The sequence below is a fragment of the Leptothoe kymatousa TAU-MAC 1615 genome (assembly GCF_018739865.1).
GTDB classification, from domain to species: Bacteria; Cyanobacteriota; Cyanobacteriia; order Phormidesmidales; family Phormidesmidaceae; genus Leptothoe; species Leptothoe kymatousa.
This window is the reverse complement of record NZ_JADOER010000004.1, coordinates 901,484-924,198: the sequence shown is the minus strand read 5'-3', so window position 1 is coordinate 924,198 and position 22,715 is coordinate 901,484. Positions and strand designations below refer to the sequence as shown.

The following is a 22,715-nucleotide window of genomic DNA, read 5'->3' as shown; positions in this document are numbered from 1 at the left end:
ATCCCAAGGCTCAGTGACGCCGACAGTTAACCGACAAGGCCAAACGCCTATGGCCTTAGGCAAGGGGCATGCGTGCCCCACTGGTCTGCTGTACCTAAAGATACTTTTTGTGCCGTCCCCTTAAGGTTTTCGGGCGGTGCAACCCCCCGTTGAATTGCAACCAAACCTGGTGACATCCTTTGATTGAGATTGTTCCTCAAACAAACAAAAATTGTTCTCTAAAACACAAAGATTATTTTATTAAATCAACTCAAAAAAAATTAATCCGATCGTCGAACGGTTCCGTCTTTTTCTATGCGTGCTCACCATTTTTTCCATAACGAATAGATACACTAAACAGGAAATACTTGTGGCTACACTTGCAGAAATTTTTGGTCAAGACGGTGGCAGTTTTGATAACACATCCAATGACTTTGATATTTTATTCAATGCCCTTGAGACCGCAAACCTAGATGGGGCTCTGGATGCCGAGGATGCTGACCTAACTGTCTTTGCCCCTACGGATGCAGCATTTATCACCCTGGCACAAGACCTGGGATTTCAGAACAACGATGAAGCGGGTGCCTTTGATGCCATTGTGGCAGCCCTAACACCGCTGGGCGACGGCGATCCACTTCCCCTGCTCAGGGATATTTTGCTCTACCATGTTTCTCCAGAAGAGAAAGAGCTAGAGACTATTCAAGGCCTAACAACGATTACGACGTTACTCCCTGGGGCGACGATAACGCCCAATGGGGATAGTTTAATCGATCTTGAGCCAGATCTGGTTGACCCTAGTTTTATCTCTTTTCTGACTAATCAGGCCGCCGATAACGGTATTTTTCAAGTCATCGACCGTGTTCTGAGTCCCCTGGATATTGCCAGTAACGAGCCCCCGATCCCCACCATCGCTGGGATTGTTGCCCAAAGTGGCGAAGGGTTTGACAACAACAACCAGGACTTTGACATTTTGCTCACTGCGCTACAAACAGCAGGGCTGGTCGAGGCCCTGGATGATGCAGACACGGATTTAAATGTGTTCGCCCCTACGGATGCTGCCTTTGTGGCCCTGGCCCAGGACTTTGGTTTTAGTGGCGATGATGAGGCGGGTGCTTTTGATGCGATCGCAGCCACCCTCACCGAACTAGGCGACGGCGACCCCATCCCGCTGCTAACCGATATTTTGCTCTACCACGTTTCCCCCGGAGTAAACACAGATGGCACCATCGCCACCTTACTAACCAATGCAACCATTACCGCAGCTGGCAATCGCCTCATTGATAACGAACCGGACCTAAGCGATCCAACCTTTATAGCTGGGCTCACCGACATCCAAGCCGCCAATGGCACTATTCAAGGCATTGATCGTGTTCTTATTCCGCTGAATATTCCCGACAATGGCGAAGACACCACCCCACCAGTAAGCCGTCTGAACAAAGTCTCCGAAAACACCCTACTCTCCACCGCAGCCGGCAACGCTCAAGTCAACCTCGTTAGCAAATCCAATCACCGCCCCTACGAACTAGGCATCTACACCGTAGATGACGACCTAGGCCTGATTAACGGCATCGCCCCTGGTGAAGCGGGCTATATCCAGGCAGCCACCCAACGCTTCCAGAGCCTATTCTCCACCCTCAGCAATAGCCCCAACGGATTCAATAACGACATTCCTCGCACCCTCAGCCTTGAGGAAAACCAAAATCTGCGGTTTTATCTGCTTCCCGATGGCACCGTTGACACCCTCAATATCGGCACAACAGCCCTCGACCAAATAATCTTTCCTGCCGCAAATACCCTCCAAATCGAAGAAACTGATCCAGGCCAATTTACCCTCTCCTGGGAAACCGAACCGGACACCAACAACTTTGATGACCTGGTAGTGTCTATCCAAACCAGTGATGCTGCGCTACCACTGGGCACAGGACTGCAGGGGCGCCCCAACGGCGAGTTGATAGATCTACGGGACATTACCGGCCAAGCCGTCAATGCTGAATTTACCCTCAACCGCGAAGCGGCCCTCGACAACTTTATCGGCTTTTACACCATTGCCGATGAAACCGGGGGCATCGACACCAACGGTGACGGCATTACCGATATCCGTCCCGGCGCAGCTGGCTACGCCCAAGCAGCCCTGTCCCAACGCCTTGAACTAGACCTTACCGTCGAGAACCAAGCCACCACCAAGGTCAACCAAGAGCTTTTAGGCGGCTCCATCCTAGCCCCCTTTATCATCATTAACGATGGACCAGAGGTTCTACTAGATACGGACACCGCTAACGACCCTGATATTTACTTTGCCTTTGTGGGGGCCAACAGCGACGGAGCAGACCATATCCGCCTCCTAGGGGATAATACCTTTGGATTTGAAGACTTGTCTGGCGGTGGCGATCAGGACTTCAATGATGTCATCGTCCAAGCACAGCTAACTATCGCTTAATGGATCTGCAACAGGGTGGGCAATGCCATCAACTCAAACTGAGGGCTTGCCCATGCCCCATGGCAATCCCATAGATGGGGTAATCTCCCACATCAGCAATAGCTAACTTTTTTGCCATCAAGGGTTTCAGAATTAAAGATCCAGTAAAACCGTTCTGGTTTTACCTGTTTCAATGCCTGGAACCCTGACTAAATTGAACTGCAAATAAACTCTGAATACACACAAAAAAGTCGAAGATTACCACTCGCAAGTTCCAGGGTAAATGGAGTAGACACCGCTGCACATACGTCCTCAACCGATGGCCCAACAAGAAATTGATGGTTAGAACACGACACCACCTACAAGCTTTGTAGTTTTCTACAAAGCCTCTTACATTTTTCTGGCAATAAATTGCTGGCTTTGATTATTGTCAACACCTGTATGCGACCTTAGTGTAGATATATCCTCTCAAAGGGTATCTGCCCCTCGGGTTAGAGCATCCTTAAAAGGATAAATCGAACGCTTGAAAAGCTTGTGCAATTAACATTTAGCAACAACGGGTTAACCAGACTGGGGCAATTGACCGTTAATGCTTTAGCATCTACAGCAGCCAATGATAGTGAACATAAACCATGGGCCCCTCCTCCAGCGAAGCACCTACCGGCAAAATTCTGATCGTCGATGACCATCAAGTCGTACTGAGCGGCACCATCGACATTCTGAGGCAGAACTACCCTACCTACACTCTAGTTACCGCAAAGACGGCCCAGGAGGCCCTTGAGCAGTTAGCAAGTCATAGTTTAGACCTGGCAATTTTAGATTTGTCTATTCCAGGGGAGCCCCAAGAAGAAGCCAAAGTGGAACATGGGATTGAATTACTCAGACAGGTAATGAGGCAATATCCTGAACAAAATATTGCCATCCAAAGCACCCATGTTAAAGCCTTAGTGCGGGTGCGATCAGAAATCGATAGCCACCAGGGGGGCTTTACCACCGTCGATAAAAGCATGTCGAGCCAGGATCTGGTTCAACGCATTGATGGAGCCCTGAAAGGCTTTAGCTATACGCGGGATATCAAAGCCATAAAGTCTGGCATTGAACTAAAACCGGAGTGGCTAGATGTGCTCACCTTAGCCTTCCATGAAGGGCTTCAAGACAAAGCCATTGCCCAGCAGCTTAACGTCCAGCCCAGCACCATTCGCCACTATTGGAACAAGCTGTACGACGTGCTGGCCATTGATCCAGAAATCGACAAAAAAGAAGGAAAAAACCTGCGTAGCCTGACTGAAATTCGCGCCCGCGAACGGGGGTTGCTGGACTAATGAAACAGCAAGCTCGACGGGAAAGAGTTTTAGACAGGCTCAAAATAGGGATTTGGGGGTTTGGGATTATCGCCGCTGTTTTAGGAGCCCGTTCCCTGGGGGTATTTCAATCCCTGGAGTTTATGGTACTTGATCAGTACCTGGCGTTTAGAAACCAATTTTTAATTGAAGCCCCCGATAGTACCATCACCATTGTTGAAATTGACGCTCCCTATGTGGAGAGCGCTCCAGATTTAGACGACGACACTATTCAAGCAGAGCAGTTAGCAAAGGTGCTGCAAAAAATCCTTGCCGCCAAGCCATCAGTGGTGGGAACCGATATTGTTGCTGAGAATATTATCGGTGATAATAAAGCCCCCCTGCTCGATGTTATTAGTAACAATCAAAATCTCATCACCGTTGAAAGATATGACGAGATAGACCCATCTCCCCCATTGGAGGGCCTATCTTCAGAGCAAATTGAACGGCAAGTAGGGTTTAACCAGATCCTGATCGATAAGGATGGCTTTGTTCGACGTGCCCTTTTAGGATTTTCACCTACGAGTAAACCTGAGGATTTCAAACTTTCCTTTGCGTTTCAGGTTGTTAGCCAATATTTCGACAACAAAGATCAAGAACTAGCAAATGGCATTAAAGATAAGGACACTGTCCGTTTGGACACAGTTGAAATACCCAGAATTCCTAGGGATAATGAAGTATCTGGGCTTTCAAAGTTAGCCAATGTCTATGGGTATAACTCAAAACGGATATACGGCATTCAGACATTGATTAACTATCGAGGAAATGTAGAGCCATTTGAGGTAATTACCGCAAGCCAACTACTAAACTCACAGGAATACTTAAAGGAGCTAGTTTCCGATAAAATTGTGCTTCTAAGTTTAGAGGATTCGCCAAGAAAGTTTTCATCTGCAAGAAACAAGATTTCTAAATCAATTCTGCCCGATTCAAAGATAGTTTTGATGACTGGAGTAGAGATCCAGTCCCATACCATTAGCCAAATGATTCAAGGTTTTGAATCGCGTCGGCCATTTATCAACACCAGCCGCACGGCCCAATATGTGTTTATCGTTGTCTTTTCTGGACTAGGTATTAGCTGTGGCTACTTTTCAACGCGGATCATTAACAGCTTGATAACACTAATACTGATAGTTTCTTTGGGCATCTGTCTAAGCTATTTTGTCTTTATTGCAGCGGGTCTGTGGGTACCCCTTGTGGCTACGCTGGTTTCCACAACGGCTAACGGTCTTATTTACATTAACTACACCCAAAGCAAGAAGCGATGGGAACGTTTAATTTTTCAGTTAGATTCTTCCCTAGAGAAGGAACGCCATCTATCTAAAAAGCTTGAGTTTGAGCGTCAAAAGACCATCGACCATATTTTTGACTCTATCCACAATGGGCCCCTGCAGACCCTGGCTAGTTTACTTAGGAAAACCCGAGATGACAATATTGGAATGCCCGATATCTGTCTTTGTTTAGAAGACTTAAACCGTGAAATTAGATATATCGGAGATTCGGTTAAAGAAGATGCCGCCACTAAAACAGACAACCTCGACGTGAGCTATAAGGCCACAAAGTTTGACCTATCTAGCCCCCTACAGGAGCTGTTTCAGGATGTATATGACGCCATGCTCTCCCGTGAACTGATAGGTTTTTCAGACTTAAAAATCAAGGCAATGTCCTTTGACCCGGTGGAAACGGACAATTTAAGCAATGATATTAAGCGAAAACTCTGTCGTTTTTTGGAAGAATCCTTGGGGAATGTAGGCAAACATGCTGTCGGAGCAACCAGGCTAACGGTCACGGGCAAGGTCAAAGAAAATTTGTATGAGCTAACTATTTCTGATAACGGCCCTGGACTAGATACCGATAAGGTGGCAACCGGCAAGGGCACCCTAATCGGAAAGGAGGCGGCTCGATTAACCCGTGGGAAATATACAAGAGAGAAAAACAAACTTAAGGGTGTGTGTTGCAGACTCATCTTTCCTTTAACTACAACTACTTAAAGACTTTGCTGTTGTTGCGAGCCATCTCTCCCCATCAAAGCCTGACAACAACATACTAGATATGACATCAGTAAAGTGCAACCAACATCTACCAAACTCTCCTGATTTCAAGGGAGAAAATTGAAAAACCAAGTCAACTACATTAATTCAAGGAGGTGAAAAACGTTGACTCTTATTAGTAGAAAATCATGGACTTTGATCATTGCTGTAGCGGTAGCTGTGCTGCCTACATTTGCAATGGTTGCTAATCCGGCTAGTGCTAGCTACGACCCACCATCAGATTCGGGGACACCCTATGGTGGCGGCAATGATACCCAGGGCTACTAGCTAACGGATTCTTATTAGAGAACCCAACAGGCGCGCTGATCTCTTTAAAGAGATCAGCGCGCTTTATAATAAACTCCTATGGGCTTTGTACAAAAGTAGAAAGTTTCTTCAAACGAATAACGACATCGCTACACCTGTTATTTGACTGAGGCATGAAAACAGTGGTAGCCCGATTTTCACAACTGACAATGCACAATTAGGAATGATCTCAATCACATGGCCCAGGTGATTGAACGACTAACTATTGAAACATTGCTACAAACAATTCTGGGCTTTGTAGAAAAGTACAAAGGGGTGTTAGCAATAAGGGCTTAACCCCCTCAACAAAAGCAAACCAAGCTCTGCATAAAAGCAAATTGTATTGACAGTGAGCCTTCGCTATTCTGTGATTGTTCGATAAAACATCCGTTATTTAGCTGACTTCCCTAAGCGGTTCGCTGATTTACCCACAACGTCCCTTAGGAAAACATCCAAACAACACCGACGTTTTGTTGAACGCATTCTCACCTTTCAGAAGCTGTGCTATGCCATTCTTCCCTTTCTTCTTAGTTTGCTTCATTTTCTTTTTGGTTGCAGAAACATCTACTGCTAAGCCCAAGGAAAAGCCCAAGAAAAATAACAGCCCCAGACTGCTGATTGAGCTTAAAAGCACTGACGGCAGTAACAAATAATCGCCAGATAAGCACTACCACCCACATTTGGAGGATTTCACCATGATCGTTCTATCTTCTATTAAAGCAATGAGAACACAGCGTACTGAGCTATTCCTTTGCCTGGTGTTATCCGTGTGGAACAAGCTTAGAAGTGGCGCTGACTATTGCTAAGAGCATGGCTGCGAACTAGAAGAATCTAGCAGCCCTCGTAAAGTTTCAAGTTTTGCTGTGACAGTAAGGAGTGAGGTGCGCTTTATCAGCGCCTTTGCTCCTTTTTCTTATGGGCATTTGGATATCCGCTAGGATCTCTATGGGCGCACCATTGATTTTTTGCCGTAAGTTGTTACTGACTAGTTTTGTTCATCGCGATTAAATCGCAAATTATCTAAGGTTTGCCCTGGAGGTAAATCGACAAAGACTCGGTCGCCTGAAGTTACACCATCTAATATTTGAATTTGGTTGCCCACTTGAGGACCAAGGACAACGGGACGAAAGCGAATTGTTTTATTTTTGTCACCGGGTACGAGTAAGCCTGTTTCCCCACCTTGGGTAACGACGGCAACAGCAGGCACCACCAGGGCATCGCTGAGGCGATTGCCGAGAAAGGCGACATCTACATTCATATTGGAGCGCAGCTCTTCTAGGCCAGTCTTAAGCTGTATGCGGATTTGAAAGATGGTGACGTTCTGCCGCTCGATGGCTTCTGGGGCAATCAAGCGCACGGCCCCTTCAAAAATTTGATCGGGATAGGCGGTGGAGCTAATTTCAACAGATTGGCCCACTTGGATCTGGCCGAGATCAGCTTCGGGCACTTCGGCCACAATTTCTAAGCCGCTAGAGATGGCGACAATGGCACTAGATGTGGCTGATGCTGCTTCAGAGGCGGACGTAGTCGGTGTAACGAATGCCCCTACGGTGGCAAATTTTTGGGTGACGACTCCGCCAAAGGGGGCACGGATAATGGTGTTTTCCAGGCGGGTCTGGGTGGATTCTATTTGTCCACGGGCACGTTCTGAGCGGGCTTGGGCCTGGGCCACAGTCTCTGGATCGGGGTCATCGACCAAGTCTTGCAACCGTTGTTGGGCTTCGTCTACGCGGGATTCGAGCTGGCGTACATTGGCCAGGGCACTATTGAATGAATTTTGGCTGTTATCTAATTCGCGATCGGAGATGGCCCCTTGGGTTGAGAGATTGCGATCGCGATCCAAATCGCTTTCCGCCAAGCTTAACCGTGAACGGGATTCTACAAGCTGAGCCTGGACGGCTGCTAAATTGGCTTCTGCCTGGGCCAGTTGGGGCCGATTGGCGCCTTGCAATAGGTCTTGGAGTTGGGCCTCGGCTTCGGCTAGGCTGGCTCTGTTTTGGCGGAGCTGGGCATTGAGGTCATCAATGTCCATGCGGGCCACCACCTGCCCCTGTTGCACCGTATCGCCCTGCTCCACCAGCAGTTCAGCGACAACACCGGCGGTTTTAGGGCTTAGGTTAACGGTGCGAAAGGCCTCTACCTCACCACTGGCGTTGATACGCACCGTTACTTCGGTGGACTCCACCGGCACCGTTAACGCCTCAATGTCGTATTGAGTCCCTTGATAGCGCCGTAACGTCACTGCACTGATGCCAAGAATTGCGATCGCAGTTCCCCCCAGAAGCCACAGTAGGGGACGCCCCTTTAAAAACCCTTTCACCCGCAAATGCTCTCCGTTTTGATGCCGTTTTAACCCTACAGAGCACAAGCCAGTCTCTTAGCTTTAGCTTAACCAATTCCTGAACGCCTGAGTATTGAAATCCTTCCCACCAAAGAGGTTAGGCAAGCAATGACGGATCAGACAATAACCACAACAAATTTTCCCTAGCCCGATGTTCGAACTGCTCAAAAAATAACGGTGAGTGATATAGCCTGGAACGCTGCAAAAATTGCGATAGCACCTGCCGCCGCTTCAATTGATATACAGCTGGCGAGACCCAGCCATATTCTTGGCGAATCTGGTGTTCGTATTGCAAAAAACGAGCGGGCAATGCCCCCAAAATCGCCAGGTCAATATCGACCATCCAGGCGGCCAAGGGCGATTTATCCCCACGGTCAATGCCGTGGCAGGTGGCCATCACCAACGCTGTCACTTGTCTAACCGCAGCAACAGCATGGGCCTGCAAAAAAGCCGCCGCTTTCCCAGCGCTGCGCTGTTCATTATCTTGAAGCCTAGGCTGGTAGACCACATCGTGGTACCAAAGGGCCATTTCTAACACCCACAGCTGCTGGGCGGTAACACTGTTGTCTAAGGCGTCCAACAGCGTCAGACATTCATTAATGTGTTGGGCCGTATGGTAGGCCCGATGGGACTCACCATAGGCATCAGATAGCAGCACAAATTCTTGTTCTATGGCGCTGGGTGAAACAATTCCCAAATTTTGGCACAGGCTGCTCCAACGGCCAAAAGGGAGGTCTTCTCCATGACTACGAGCCATCGTAAACATTCAACCATCAAAGAGAGAGGCCCTCTCCATGAGAGAGGCCCTCTCCATAACGAGCCATGGTAAAAATCGGGGTCTAATTTTTATTACCGAGAAAATCTTGGCTAAGGTCGAAGCCGGAAATTAGAAATAGAGGATATTCCGACTTCCGAACCCTAGATTTCTGAGAAAATCGGCCCACTTTATGTTGGGAGCCGACAAATTCAGCTTAGCGCCCAGCGCCCGAGAACACGGATGTTAACTCGGTGGGCACTAGGGCAGCGGCCTGATTTTTTGAGAAATCGGCCAGGGCGCCCCACGCCGCTTCCAATAGCTGATCTGGCTGCAGGTCATCCTTCACTAGCTGCCATAGGCGAAAGACTTCTTCCGTATGCAGACGATTGTCTTCGGTCAGGGCTGACAAAATTTGCTGACGCAAATAGCGGCCTTCCTCCGACATTAAAAACTGCATGCCTAGACCCGCCGTGGGAATTAAATTGAAGCCTTGATCGCTTTGGGCAATGCGAATCATATTTTCCAAACGCTGCCATTGGAAACGCCCGTCCTTAAAGAGGACTTCCAACAAGCGCTGACGCAAAGAAGCGGTTTCTCCCATCAGCAACCGTCGGGCGACGTAGGGATAGGCAATTTCCACAATCTTAAACTCTGGATTTAGGGTGAGGGCCAACCCCTCTTGGGTAACCAGAGAACGAATAATTAGGGCAAACTTGGCAGGCACCCGAAACGGATATTCGTACATCACCTCAGAGAACTGATCGGTGATGCTTTTGAAGTTAAAATTGCCCACGCTTTCGCCAATGGCACCGTCAAACACGGCTTCTAGGGCAGGCACGATGGGACGTACGTCCACATCTGGGGTCAAAAAGCCCAGTTTTACAAAATCATCCGCCAGCTTGTCATATTCCTGGTTAATCAGGTGCACAACGGAATCCACCAGGGTTTCTTTCATTTCCTGACCCAGCTGATCCATCATGCCAAAGTCAATGTAGGCCATGGAGCCATCGGCCATGGCAAACAAGTTGCCAGGATGGGGATCGGCATGGAAAAAGCCAAACTCTAGCAGCTGCCGTAAACCGGAGGAGACACCGATGGTGACCAATTCATCCGAATCTAGGCCAGCGGCTTTCACTTTCGAAATATCGGTGAGCTTAATGCCGTCAATCCACTCTAGGGTAAGCACTCGGGTGCTGGTATAGCGCCAATAGATGGAAGGCACCTTGACCTTGGGGTCATCGGCAAAGTTGGCGGCAAAGGCCTCGGCATTGCGGCCCTCGTTTAGGTAGTCAATTTCTTCGAATAGCTTGACGCCAAACTCATCCACAATCAGGGTCAGGTCATGGCCCAAGTTCAGCGGTAGCCAGGGGGCAAGCCACCCGGCGGCCCAACGCATTAGGTAGAGGTCACGGCAAATGATGGGCACCAAACCGGGGCGCTGCACCTTAACTGCCACCTGCTCTCCGGTGTAGAGCCGAGCTTTGTAAACCTGCCCCAAACTGGCAGCGGCCACGGGCTCAGGGGAAATGTAGCTATACATTTCGTCCGTGGTGCGTCCCAGCTCTTTTTCGATGATGCGGCTAGCCACATAGCTATCGAAGGGGGGCAGCTGATCCTGTAGCTTGATCAGCTCATCTAAAAATCTTGGATTCACCAAGTCCGGGCGGGTGGAAAGGGCCTGGCCAACTTTAATGAATGTGGGTCCCAGGTCCGTTAATATTTTGCGCAGCTGCGCCGCCCGCTTGGGTTCATTTTTTTCTTGACATCTAAAAACCCGATCGAACAGTAGCCCTAGGACAAAACTGCCTAGCATTATGGCTACGGAAATTGCTCGCCAGAATACGGTTAAGAGACGAAAGCGATAGTAATCTGCGATCGCAACAGCATCATACCGGCGCATTTTTTCAAGCCCAGCCATACATTCTCAGCTCCTAAGCAAAACGCCTAGTCAAGAAGGCAAGGTGACACCTGGGTGGGACGAGTATCATCAGCCTTCGTCCTAAGCAACGTAGACAATGGTCAACATCACTGATGACTCACTATCTAACGTTAAATGTCTTCATCATAGTATAGAGAACTACAAAAAGTTTTAGACTTCACGCTAGCTATAGCAAATGGCTAGAACTTGACATAGGCCAAACAATAAAAAAGGAGCGCTAGGCGCCCCTTCTTTAAATTATTTCTTAGCGGCCAATAGACGCCAAAATTATTCGGCAGCGCACATTGCTAGCCCTGCCGCCCTATCTCCATCAGTTAGATGATGGCGCCCAAAACAGAGGTAATGACGGATAGCAAGAACGCGCCAATGATTGCGCTCCAGATCCCCCAGCGGAGGCGGAAACCTTCAACGAGCTTGGCAGATAGGCCAAACAAAATTAGGTTTAGCAGCAACCCACCCAGGGTGACCAGCCAAACCAACCCGCCTAATACTGGCAGGCTAGCTACGATGCCAACGATACCGTTGAGCACACCAAACACTAGGGCCGTAATGGCAGTTTTGCCAAAGCTATCAGACTCAACACCAGTGGGTAGAAAGGTGATGATTACTAGAGCAATCGTAGTAATCAACCAGGTAACAATAAAGGGAATGAGAAAGTTCATGGGGCTCCTTACAAGTGATGACTACGGGAACAGGTTCCGTGTTTACTCGTAGTAATTTTGATTGGAGTATACCAAAGTATTCTCCGTCGGCAATTAAAGGAGTGTTAAGAGAAATACGACCGAATGCCTAGATACCCCGTAATTTTGCTGGAATCGGCTGCCCATGGGGTCCTAGTGCCACCATCCTGCGGTAGGTACTTTGGGATACCCGCAATCGATGATTGGCGTCTCAGACGTCTGAGCCGGCTCAGCCCTTGAGGGCATGAAATCGATAGTATTGACGCAGGCGCTGCTGAAACTGCCTCCAATGGTGCCCTAGGGACTCGGGCTCTAACTTAAATAGCTGGGCCGGACTGTCTTCTAATGCGATCGCAACCATGGCCCGCTCCACCTTAATGCCGTGGTCACGATACACCCAGTTCACCGCCCAGCAGTAGGCCGCCACCTGCAAAAAATAATCCTCAATCCAGTCTTCCTGCTTCGGTCTGCGCGCCGTTTTCCAGTCACACACCAACAGTTGCCCGTCGTACACCATCAGCGCATCAGGATATCCGGCAAACTTTAGCGGGTGCCAAACCGCCCCCTCCACCAGCAGCACCTGGTCAATATTTTCCAGCACTGGCTCAATGGAGGCCCAAAAGCCTTCGGTCCCCTCCGGCAAGGACCATTCTTCCTGGCGCAGGTATGCCTTGATCACCTTATGGATGCGGGTGCCCGAGCGGGAGGCCTTAGCCGTAATGCGATTGGCTTCTTCGGCACCAATGCGATCGCGCCAGCGCCATAGACGCTCCTTAGCTTCCCGCGGCTTCGTAGCCGACAAAATTGTGGTGACCCCAGGCAACCGCTGCCCTTCTACTTCAAAATGGCGACGACGATTTACCGACACCCGCTTAGCCGTAAAGTGGGGCAATAACTGGTGCTGATCGAAAGGCACAAGCGATCTATCCAACACGCCTATATCAGTATCTTTTCCATCGAGGCAGCGGGAGACCCAGCACCGCCAAAATCACCATCACTGCACCGCAAAGGACTCAATCATCCACTTATCGTCCTGCTTCTGCAAGCTGTACTCAACCGTCAGCTGATCTTCAAAAGACGTAGACCCATCCGGCGCACCAAATAAGTAAGATTGCCCCGTCTCATCCACATCAGCGGTGACCTTGAGCTGATCCTCGGCGACCTCTTCAACCAAAATATTTTGAATCGTCTGCTCGTACTCCACGTGATATCCCTGGCTCTGGTTTTTCTGGGCCCTACCGGTCCAGTCAGACAGGGCGGGCTCCAGCAATATGTCAGATAGCGCCTCCACATTCCACTGTGGCCCCATGGCTTCCCCCTTAGCCCGATACCAAGACTGCAATGTTTCCTCAGCAATCACCTGAACATTCGTGGACGTAGAGACACCCTCTTCAGCAGGTAGCTCAATTGCCGGACGAGACACATCCACATCTAAGGGATCGCCCTTAAGCTTAGGCCCACTGAATAGCGCCCCGACCCAGCCCAACAGCTGAGCCACAATAAAGCCCAACACCCCCAGCCCCAGGAGGCCAAGCAACAAAACTAGGGCCAACCGGCCCCACTTTGGAGCCCCAGAGCGTCGCCGCAACGTCTCATCGTCGTCGTCATCGTCGCCGCCATCATCAAACGCGATGGTAGAGACAGGTTCCACCTCATCCAAGGAACCTTCAGGGGAAAGGCTAGAAACCTGCTCAGCCGTATAGGTAGGCCGTGGCGGTGGAGCAGCCGTAGATGCCGCCGCGCCGATCCCAGCCCCCATGGCCGCAGCCCCAGCCGCGCCAATTCCGGCGGCACCGGCCGCAGCCGCACCCACACCAAATGCCGTGGCGGTCCCAGCCCCCGACGAACGTCGGTAGGTAGGTGCCTCACCATAGTCAGGAGCCACGCCCCCAGGTGCGGCACCCCAGCGTCCAGGATCGGACGGTGGCGGCGCTGCGCCCCATCTACCGGGTATGGGCGCCGGGGCCACATCATCGGGGGGCATCGCCTCTAAATACGCTTGGACCTGCTCATTGGCAAAGTAGTCCTTGAGGGTGACGCTACTTTGATCTAAATCGCGAAAGAATGGGAAAACGTCCTGCTGCAACCAGCGCTCCGTATATAGACACAGGCCAGGCAACAGATCGGGGGCCCCAGCAGAATGCTCGCGAATAAACGAAATGGGTTCCCGCTCGTGACTGCGTTCCAACGCATAGGTCGCCTCTTCGGTCTGCCCCAGCAGCACCGCACATACGGCCTGCTCCAGATAAACATCCTGGCGCTCCGTCAATAGCGCAAGCCGCTGCTTCGCTTGACGCACTAGATTGGGCTGATGCCGAGCAAACCCCCTAGCCAGTAGCGCATACACCGATAAGTAAAGACCGACAGAAGAAGGTCGCTGAGCTTCAACCTCAAAAATATCCTGCTGTTCTGCCGAGGTGAGATAGCTGCGCAGCTGCTGAACGAACCGTAAAAAATCTTCTACACCCAGACCCGATGCATCGTCATTGGCACCATCGATCCCGCCTCGCTGAGCCAACATCGACTTCAATAGCTCGACACCATGCTGTCGAGCCGCTTTGTCTCCCAAGGGTCGAGCGACCAGCTCCAGAATTCGATAGGGCTTTAATTTATCTAAGTCGGCTTGGATTTCCGCTTGCATGGCGGGGAACAGACTTTCCCGCAACATGAGCTCATAACCGGTTTCTAACGATTCCGCAGCGTTTTCATACTGATGCTGTTGCCACTGTTCTCGACCTAGCTCCAAACAAGCTAGGCCAATGGTCAACACCACATCCGCTAGGGTTTCCTGTGCCGTTTGACCCAACTGGCCAGACCCACTACTCAAATACGGACGTCCATAGCGAATCACCAACTCGTACTCGCCCAGCTCCAATAGCACCAAAAGAGCACCAATTAACTGCCCTTCATAGATTTCTATGGATACGGGTTCGATGGCAGCCGGCCCCCCAGCGGCGATTAAGTGCGAATCATAGTCCCGACGCTTGCTGGAATCTTCTAAAGCGGCATAGGCCGAATCAATCAGCTGCTTGCGCGACTGAATTGCAAACTCCGAATATTCTCGTCGGGGTAGCTGTAGGGTGCGGTCACGGTGAGCTTGCTCCAGTTGTTCCGCTGTCGCTTGCATGGGCAGTCCCAGGATTCGGTAGTAATCTAGCGGAATTTGCACAGTGACTTCCTTAGCATCTGAGTTGACGTCAACTTAGCCGTTGCTGATTTGGAGCATGGACCGATCTGGATAAACGCGCTGTAGAGCAACATCTTTCAGATAAAGTCATGCCGAGGGTCAGCAGCACCCCAACATATACAGACTTTGCCGTCTTGCCAACCTTCAACCGTTGCGAACCGCAGGAATTTCCCAAGGTTTACAACGCTCCAATCACTTAGATTGGACAGTTCACGTCAGCCTGCGGAATAGCAACGCCAGTCCCTGAAATTGCAGCTCGATAGCAGCCTTAGACATCAGTGATGCCTAGAAAGTACCAAACCAACAAGGGGAAACAGTCATCTACTAAAAACCGCATACATAATAGCTATGAAATGCTGATATTTGAAAGCCTACAGTAAGAAATCAAACTTTTTAGATAATTGATTTAGTAACTGGAACAATCACAGCATTAATTTTTAGCTATTCATAATGGCAGGGTATATCAATAGAATTTAGTTGAATAGGCACTTGGCCAGACATCATAGCGCTTAACACACATTATCCAGCATCAACTTAATCTAAGTGAATATTCACGCTATTTCCGCACGGGAAAGGTACATTTGCCCTTTAGCCAAACGGTTTGTCGTTAAAATTGGAAACGGTCAATTGCGACCAATAAGGCTAGATAATTGGTGTGCATTCTCGAAGTTGATCATGAATTGATCACTTTTTTGGAATAATCATAATTTGTATTGCGGCGAGGCAATTGGCAAGCCAATGGTTCAGGAAAGGATATTACCCACATTTCAAGCAACTTCAGCAAAGATCGATAAAGAAGAAGGCCTGAGGCTATACGAGGACATGGTCCTGGGACGGTACTTCGAGGACAAGTGTGCCGAAATGTACTATCGGGGCAAAATGTTCGGATTTGTACACCTCTACAATGGCCAGGAGGCTGTATCCAGTGGGGTAATTAAGTCCATGCGCCCCGATGACTTCGTTTGCAGCACTTATCGCGACCACGTCCATGCCCTCAGTGCGGGTGTTCCGGCCAACGCTGTTATGGCTGAACTTTTTGGTAAGGAAACCGGCTGCAGTAAAGGCCGCGGCGGTTCCATGCACATGTTTTCCAAAGAGCACAATTTGCTAGGCGGATTTGCGTTTATCGGTGAAGGTATCCCGGTTGCCCTGGGGGCCGCGTTTCAGTCCCGCTACCGTCGCGATGCCCTAGGCGATGCCTCCGCAGATCAAGTTACGGCCGCTTTCTTTGGCGATGGCACCACGAATAACGGTCAATTCTTTGAGTGTCTGAACATGGCGGCTCTGTGGAAGTTGCCGATTTTGTTTGTGGTGGAAAACAATAAGTGGGCGATTGGTATGGCCCATGAGCGGGCTTCTTCCCAAACTGAGATTTATCGTAAGGCCAGCGTCTTTGGGATGCCGGGCTATGAGGTTGACGGCATGGATGTGCTGGCTGTGCGGGATGTGGCTAAGCAGGCCGTGGCTCGGGCCCGCGCTGGGGAAGGCCCCACCTTGATTGAATGTCTCACCTATCGCTTCCGAGGTCATTCCCTAGCCGATCCAGATGAACTGAGATCCCAGGCTGAAAAGGATGAATGGCAGGCACGCGATCCCCTGACTCGCATGGAAGCTTACTTAATTGAGCAAAACCTAGCGGATGATGCCGAGCTAAAGGCGATCAAAAAGCGGATTGAAGTCCATGTGGAAGACGCGGTGAAGTTCGCTGAATCCAGCCCTGAGCCATCCCCTGAGGAGCTACATCGCTACATTTTTGCTGAAGACTAAGCCCCATAAACCACGCAGTTAATAGGAAATCAAAGGTATCTAATGGCAGAAACACTTTTATTTAATGCCCTACGGGAAGCCGTGGACGAGGAAATGGGCCGGGACGAGACCGTCTTTGTAATCGGGGAGGACGTGGGCCACTACGGCGGCTCGTACAAAGTAACCAAGGGCCTCTATGAGAAATATGGCCCCCTGCGGGTGCTAGATACCCCCATTGCAGAAAATAGCTTTACTGGCATGGCGGTGGGTGCCGCGATGACTGGTCTGAGACCCATTGTTGAAGGGATGAACATGGGTTTTTTGCTATTGGCGTTTAACCAAATTGCCAATAATGCAGGCATGCTGCCCTACACATCGGGCGGTAACTATCACATTCCCATGGTGATTCGCGGACCGGGGGGTGTCGGTCGTCAGTTGGGGGCAGAACACTCCCAACGTCTGGAGGCATATTTTCAGGCGGTACCTGGCTTGAAAATTGTGGCTTGCTCTACGCCCTATAACGCTAAGGGGCTATTGAAGTCTGCGATTCGCGATAAGAATCCGGTACTCTTTTTCGAGCATGTATTGCTCTACAACCTGAAGGAAGATTTGCCCAGCGATGAATACCTGGTGCCCCTGGATAAGGCCGATGTGGTGCGCCCGGGTAAGGATGTAACGATTTTGACCTATTCCCGCATGCGTCACCATGTCTTGCAGGCGGTGAAGGGCATTGAAGCCCAGGGGTTCGATCCTGAAGTGATCGATCTGATTTCGCTGAAGCCCATTGACTACGACACCATCGGTGAATCTATCCGCAAGACCCATAAGGTCATCATTGTGGAAGAGTGCATGCGCACAGGCGGTATTGCGGCGGAGATTATTGCCTCCATCAACGATCGCTTCTTTGATGAGCTCGATGCGCCGGTCATGCGGTTGTCTTCCCAGGATATTCCGACGCCCTACAATGGCCGTTTGGAAAGCTTAACGATTGTGCAGCCGAAGCAAATTGTTGAAGCGGTGGAAAAAATGATGACGGCTCGGGTTTAGGCCATCGTCGCTAGACATGCAGCACAGGGGCTTAAATTGGGTCCTCTGTGCTTTTTTTAGTTTTGTGGGAGATTCATGGGGCATCAGTGGCAACCTATACTAGGATGTTCTGTTGGAGAGCTTACGTGAACTGGTGTATGGATAGGACGGAGAACAGCCATGGGTAAACAACGCTCGATGTTGGTTGTCATTGTTGGACTTGCGATCGCAGCAGTGTTTACCATTGTGCAGCTACCCACACAGTTAGGGTTAGATCTGCGGGGAGGCTCTCAACTTACCCTCCAAGTACTGACCACCGAAGAGATTACCCAAATTTCCGAGCGGGAGCTCGAAGCCGTCCAGCGGGTAATCGAAAACCGAGTTAACGGACTGGGCGTATCCGAAGCCATCGTCCAAACCTCCGGCCAAGACCAGCTATTGATTCAACTGCCCGGCGTTAGCGACCCAGGGCAGGCCCAGCGAGTTTTGGGGGGCACCGCCCAGCTAGAATTTCGCTCCCAAAAACCTGGCACCGAGGGCGAACTGAGGGCCATTTCAGACATTATTAGCCAGCAAGAAATTCAGCAGGCGACCATTTTGGCCGCTGGCAGTGAAAACATCACTGAAGAGCAGTTGGCCGAACTCGAACAAATCACCTCAGCGCTCCAGACCAGCCGAGAAACGTTGCTGGAGCTGTTTGACGACACCGAACTTAAGGGCGACAAGCTCACCGATGCCCTAGCTAGCCCCAGGGGCACCGGTGGTCAATCATGGGAAGTATCCATCTACTTCAATAACGAAGGTGGCTCCCTGTTTACGGACATGACTCGCAACATTGCCGGCACCGGGCGGGTGCTGGGCATCTTTCTAGACAGCCGTTTAATCAGCGCCCCCACCGTTGACGTGCAGTATGCCTCCACTGGCATCCCCGGCAATAGCGCTACCATTTCCGGTAGCTTTAACGCAGAAGCCGCTAGGGACTTAGAAATTCAGCTACGGGGTGGGGCACTACCGGTGCCCGTAGAGGTGGTCGAAAACCGCACCGTCGGTGCCACCCTAGGCCGCGATAGCATCCAACGCAGCCTTTACGCCGGCATGGCTGGCCTAGTCTTGGTGCTTATTTTCATGGCCATTTACTATCGTCTGCCCGGCATCCTGGCCGACATCGCCTTAGTGGTATACGCCTTGCTCACCTGGGCCGCTTACAACATTCTTGGGGTGACCATGACCCTGCCCGGTATTGCCGGTTTTATTCTCAGTATCGGCATGGCCGTCGATGCCAATGTGCTCATTTTTGAGCGCACTCGGGAAGAACTGCGCGCCGGAAAAACGCTCTATCGGTCCGTAGAGTCAGGCTTTTATCGGGCGTTTTCTAGCATCCTCGACAGTAATATCACCACCATTATTGCCTGCGGTGCTTTGTTCTGGTTTGGTGCCGGTCTGGTTAAAGGCTTTGCCCTCACCCTGGCGGTTGGTGTTGCGGTGAGCCTATTTACCGCCTTCACCTGCACCCGCAACCTCCTATTCTTCATCATTAGCTTCCCCCAGTTCCGCAAGGTGGGTTATTTTGCCCCCAGCCTGGACACCGATCTGCCCTCTAATTCCCAACCATCATGAAACTGAACATTGTTAAACAACGTGGGATCTGGTGGCTGGTTTCCGGTCTGCTGATTGGTATTAGCATCGCCACCATGGCCTTATCCTGGAGCCAGTTCCAAGGGCCCGTTAGACCTGGGTTGGACTTTATTGGCGGTACTAGACTGCAAATAGAGCGCGACTGTAGCGATGCAACAATCTGTAAAAATCCCATTGAGATTGCCGATATTCGCACAATTCTAGATGGGCAGGGTCTAGAGGGCAGCAGTCTGCAACTGGTGGGAGATTCTGGTCAGGCCCTATCGATTCGGACCCGCAACCTGAGCGTTGATGAACAAACCACTCTCCGGGCTGCCCTGGCAGAAACGTTAGGTGCGGTGGATCCCAATTCATCCAAAATCGATGTGGTCGGCCCCACCATCGGCAAACAGCTGCTCACCGCTGGCCTTCTGTCTCTGATTGTGGCCTTTGCAGGCATCACCATTTACCTAAGTCTGCGATTTAAGTTCGACTACGCAGTGCTGGCCCTATTGGCCCTTATGCACGACGTCATCATTACCCTAGGCGTGTTTGCCATTCTTGGTCTTGTGGCCGGCTATGAGGCCGACAGTTTGTTTATTGTGGCCCTGCTCACCATTGTGGGCTTCTCTGTGAATGACACCGTTGTTATCTACGATCGCATTCGAGAAAACTTTAAGCTGATGCCGGAGAAAGGCGTAAACGACATCGTTAACGATGCGGTGAATCAAACCCTGGGGCGCTCCATCAACACCACCATGACCACGGTCCTACCGCTGCTCGCCATTGTTATTTTTGGTGGAGATACGCTTAAGTTTTTTGCCCTCGCCATGATCGTCGGTTTTATCGCCGGTGCCTATTCCAGTATTTTCATCGCCAGCACCCTCCTAGCCTGGTGGCGCGGTCGGTCTGAGTCTATTACAGAACTCCCTGCCCCGGCGGCGGAGTAGGTAACCCTAGCGTTAGACTAGGGGTATCGGCAGTTGACAACCCGTGACATCCTCCAATAGTCCTAACAACATCGATCACCATTATTCAAATATCGCCACCGAGAGAGCCATTGAAGCACTGCGGCAACATTCTCTAACGCTTTGGTGGCGGCTAACCGTTGCTGTTTGGTTAACGGTGGGTCCCCTAACCCTATGGCAGTTGCGGGCCGAGATTAGCCTATTGCTGGACTATTTCACCTGGACCTCGGTCTACTACGGCCTGAAATATAACTTTCTTGGCTCCCTGGGGTTCTTTCTTTGTGTGGGGCTGGCCAGCACCCTGGTTGTACGGGAGCTGCGCCATCTCACCCTGGGTATTTCCCCCCTCGAGCGCAAACGCCTGGAAGCACAGCTGGCAAAAATTCGACGCCAGGGGGATTCCCATCCCCTGTGGTCATTGGTTAATCGCCCATAGGTATGGGCGCAATCGGCCCCGAGGCAACACCAGAATCTTCAATAATTACTAATTCGACGGTGCGTTTTAAACTCCTGTCGCTAGAATATTCGCCATCGCTGCCGCACAATGGGCAGCTGTCGAACTAGACCAGCATCCTACCCCATGCGATTGATAACTGAGCGATTAACGATTCGTCCTTGGCGTCCCATTTACGATGCCCAACAGGCCCACGATATTTATGGTGACAAACGGGTGATGCGCTGGCTGTCGGGGGATGCGGATGCCTCTATTCGGATTACCCAAGAGCGGCTGCAGCGCTATTGTGATCGCACAGTCCACGGTTTCGGCGTTTGGGCCGTAGTCGAAAGAGCCATTGACCGGGCCATTGGCAGCATTTTGCTCATACCGCTCCCCAACAACGACAAAACCGACAGCGACAAAATCGAAATTGGCTGGCATTTTCGCCCCGCGAGTTGGGGCTATGGCTATGCCACCGAAGCCGCCCAGGCCCTTTTGCACCATGGATTTACCACGGTGGGCTTGGACAATATCTACGCCGTCACCACCGCCGACAATCTTCGCTCGCAGCGGGTAATGGCTCGATTAAACCTACGGTGTTTGGGCCACACCGAAGACTATTACAATCACCCATTGGAACTCTACGAATTAACGGCTGAGGATTATGGCTCGGGCCAGCTATCGTCAATGGCCGACAGAACCGTATCCATGTCCGTCCCACTCACGTAGTTCACCATCTCAGTCCAAAAGGTGCCCGTACCCACGGCCGCTGGCATCAAATCAGAGCCATCAAACCGAATGGTCTCGGCCTGGTTTAGCACCTCTGCCATTTGCCGCACCCCATCGTTAGGATAGAGGGACAGATCGACCTGTTTGTGGGGGCTAATGTAGCCACGGGCAGCCCAGCTAGCATGGGGGGTAACCGTGGTCAGATAGTTCATCGCCGCTTGGGCCTCCGGGGTGTTGTGGGTCATGGCCACCACTAAGCCCCCGGTGAGCAAAGGGGCGGCGGCCTCTTGCCCCGGCAGCAAAAATACCCGAGTATCCTGGCCCGGTTCCACCGTTTCGGGCAAAAAGTCGGTAATAAAGCTGGCCTGGCGATGCAAATAACACCCCGGTGGCTGATCAAACAGCGGGGCGGGGGCATCGCCAAATGGGGTACTAATGGCCCCCACCGCGCCGCCGCGCACATAGCGATCGCTACGGACCAAATCACCAAATATTTTGACCGCTTCCCTCACCGGGGGAGAATTAAACGGAATCTCATGGGCCACCCACTGGTCGTAGATCTCTGGTCCAGCGGTGCGCAACAGAATATCTTCCACCCAATCTGTCCCCACCCAGCCGGTGGCGTCACCACTTTCCATCCCCAAACACCAGGGAGTGGTGCCCGCCGCCGCCATCTCTTCCCCCAGGGCCATCAGCTCATCCCAGCTAGTGGGCACGGTGTATCCAGCGGTTTCAAATGCGGTCGGGCTATACCACACCAAGCTTTTTGGATCGGACCGCATCCAAACCCCATACACCTGGTCGTCCACGGCCCCTAGCTCGACCCAGTCAGGCCCAAAGGCCTCGCTTAACGCATCCAGGTCCATGAATGACCCCAGCGGTGTGAGGACGCCCTCCCTAGCCAGATCTCTCATTAGACCGGGCTGGGGAAAAATAGCCAGGTCTGGCACATCTCCACCTTCGACCCGAATGGGAAGTACGGTGGCAAAGGCGTCTGTGCCTTCGTAAACCACCTCAATCCCCGTTTCGGCGGTAAAGGGGGCAAAGGCCTCCTCAACAATCTCTTGGCCAACACCGGTGAGGGAGCCCAAAATAACTAGGGTCTTTTCATTCTCGTTTCCCTGAGGATTGCCATTACAGGCGGATAACAACCCTACGCTCAACAGACTAACAAACAGGAATTGGCGTTTCATGGAAGAGAATATAGGCTAATGAGAATACAGT

General features: G+C 51.0%; 16 protein-coding genes. 9 read left to right on the top strand and 7 right to left on the bottom strand.

Annotated elements, in window-relative coordinates:
- The first annotated feature begins 349 nt into the window (after window positions 1-349).
- From IXB28_RS06265 to IXB28_RS06255, 3 genes are all read left to right on the top strand, one after another.
- On the top strand, window positions 350-2,416 hold the full coding sequence (locus IXB28_RS06265; protein ID WP_215617674.1) for a fasciclin domain-containing protein: 2,067 nt from the start codon (window positions 350-352) through the stop codon (window positions 2,414-2,416).
- 611 nt (window positions 2,417-3,027) lie between these two features.
- Window positions 3,028-3,717 carry a response regulator gene (locus tag IXB28_RS06260; RefSeq protein ID WP_215617673.1) on the top strand — a complete coding sequence of 230 codons (690 nt, stop codon included), beginning with the start codon at window positions 3,028-3,030 and terminating at the stop codon, window positions 3,715-3,717.
- Complete coding sequence (locus IXB28_RS06255; RefSeq protein ID WP_215617672.1) at window positions 3,717-5,723, top strand: sensor histidine kinase; 2,007 nt, start codon at window positions 3,717-3,719, stop codon at window positions 5,721-5,723. The genes IXB28_RS06260 and IXB28_RS06255 overlap by 1 nt, the downstream gene beginning before the upstream one ends.
- A gap of 1,330 nt (window positions 5,724-7,053) precedes the next feature.
- Here IXB28_RS06255 and IXB28_RS06250 read toward each other — a convergent pair.
- The 6 genes from IXB28_RS06250 to IXB28_RS16895 form a co-directional block, all read right to left on the bottom strand.
- Window positions 7,054-8,388 (bottom strand): HlyD family secretion protein, encoded by a 1,335-nt coding sequence (locus tag IXB28_RS06250; protein WP_215617671.1) that lies wholly within the window; start codon window positions 8,386-8,388, stop codon window positions 7,054-7,056.
- Window positions 8,389-8,506: 118 nt separating this feature from the next.
- Window positions 8,507-9,166, bottom strand: coding sequence for an HD domain-containing protein (locus IXB28_RS06245; protein WP_215617670.1), 660 nt, complete (start codon window positions 9,164-9,166; stop codon window positions 8,507-8,509).
- Between the two features lie 214 nt (window positions 9,167-9,380).
- Entirely contained in the window at window positions 9,381-11,084 is a 1,704-nt protein-coding gene (locus tag IXB28_RS06240; RefSeq protein WP_215617669.1) for an ABC1 kinase family protein, read from the bottom strand.
- Between the two features lie 335 nt (window positions 11,085-11,419).
- On the bottom strand, window positions 11,420-11,767 hold the full coding sequence (locus IXB28_RS06235; protein WP_215617668.1) for a phage holin family protein: 348 nt from the start codon (window positions 11,765-11,767) through the stop codon (window positions 11,420-11,422).
- 247 nt (window positions 11,768-12,014) lie between these two features.
- Window positions 12,015-12,701 carry a PD-(D/E)XK nuclease family protein gene (locus IXB28_RS06230; protein ID WP_215617667.1) on the bottom strand — a complete coding sequence of 229 codons (687 nt, stop codon included), beginning with the start codon at window positions 12,699-12,701 and terminating at the stop codon, window positions 12,015-12,017.
- A gap of 78 nt (window positions 12,702-12,779) precedes the next feature.
- Window positions 12,780-14,954, bottom strand: coding sequence for an IMS domain-containing protein (locus IXB28_RS16895; protein WP_215617666.1), 2,175 nt, complete (start codon window positions 14,952-14,954; stop codon window positions 12,780-12,782).
- Between the two features lie 756 nt (window positions 14,955-15,710).
- Here IXB28_RS16895 and pdhA point away from each other — a divergent pair.
- The 6 genes from pdhA (at window position 15,711) to IXB28_RS06195 (ending at window position 21,491) form a co-directional block, all read left to right on the top strand.
- Window positions 15,711-16,739 carry a pyruvate dehydrogenase (acetyl-transferring) E1 component subunit alpha gene (gene pdhA, locus IXB28_RS06220; protein ID WP_215617665.1) on the top strand — a complete coding sequence of 343 codons (1,029 nt, stop codon included), beginning with the start codon at window positions 15,711-15,713 and terminating at the stop codon, window positions 16,737-16,739.
- A 42-nt stretch (window positions 16,740-16,781) separates the two neighbouring features.
- Complete coding sequence (locus IXB28_RS06215) at window positions 16,782-17,765, top strand: alpha-ketoacid dehydrogenase subunit beta (protein ID WP_215617664.1); 984 nt, start codon at window positions 16,782-16,784, stop codon at window positions 17,763-17,765.
- A gap of 159 nt (window positions 17,766-17,924) precedes the next feature.
- Complete coding sequence (secD, locus tag IXB28_RS06210; protein ID WP_215617663.1) at window positions 17,925-19,361, top strand: protein translocase subunit SecD; 1,437 nt, start codon at window positions 17,925-17,927, stop codon at window positions 19,359-19,361.
- Window positions 19,358-20,308, top strand: coding sequence for a protein translocase subunit SecF (gene secF, locus IXB28_RS06205; RefSeq protein WP_215617662.1), 951 nt, complete (start codon window positions 19,358-19,360; stop codon window positions 20,306-20,308). Before secD ends, secF begins: the two co-directional genes overlap by 4 nt.
- Before the next feature lie 43 nt (window positions 20,309-20,351).
- Entirely contained in the window at window positions 20,352-20,762 is a 411-nt protein-coding gene (locus tag IXB28_RS06200; protein WP_215617661.1) for a hypothetical protein, read from the top strand.
- 144 nt (window positions 20,763-20,906) lie between these two features.
- Window positions 20,907-21,491 carry a GNAT family N-acetyltransferase gene (locus tag IXB28_RS06195; protein ID WP_215617660.1) on the top strand — a complete coding sequence of 195 codons (585 nt, stop codon included), beginning with the start codon at window positions 20,907-20,909 and terminating at the stop codon, window positions 21,489-21,491.
- On the opposite strand, the gene IXB28_RS06190 is transcribed toward IXB28_RS06195, so the two are convergent.
- Window positions 21,425-22,684, bottom strand: coding sequence for an ABC transporter substrate-binding protein (locus IXB28_RS06190; protein WP_215617659.1), 1,260 nt, complete (start codon window positions 22,682-22,684; stop codon window positions 21,425-21,427). The two genes, IXB28_RS06195 and IXB28_RS06190, sit on opposite strands and share 67 nt — an antisense overlap.
- Between the last annotated feature and the right edge of the window lie 31 nt (window positions 22,685-22,715).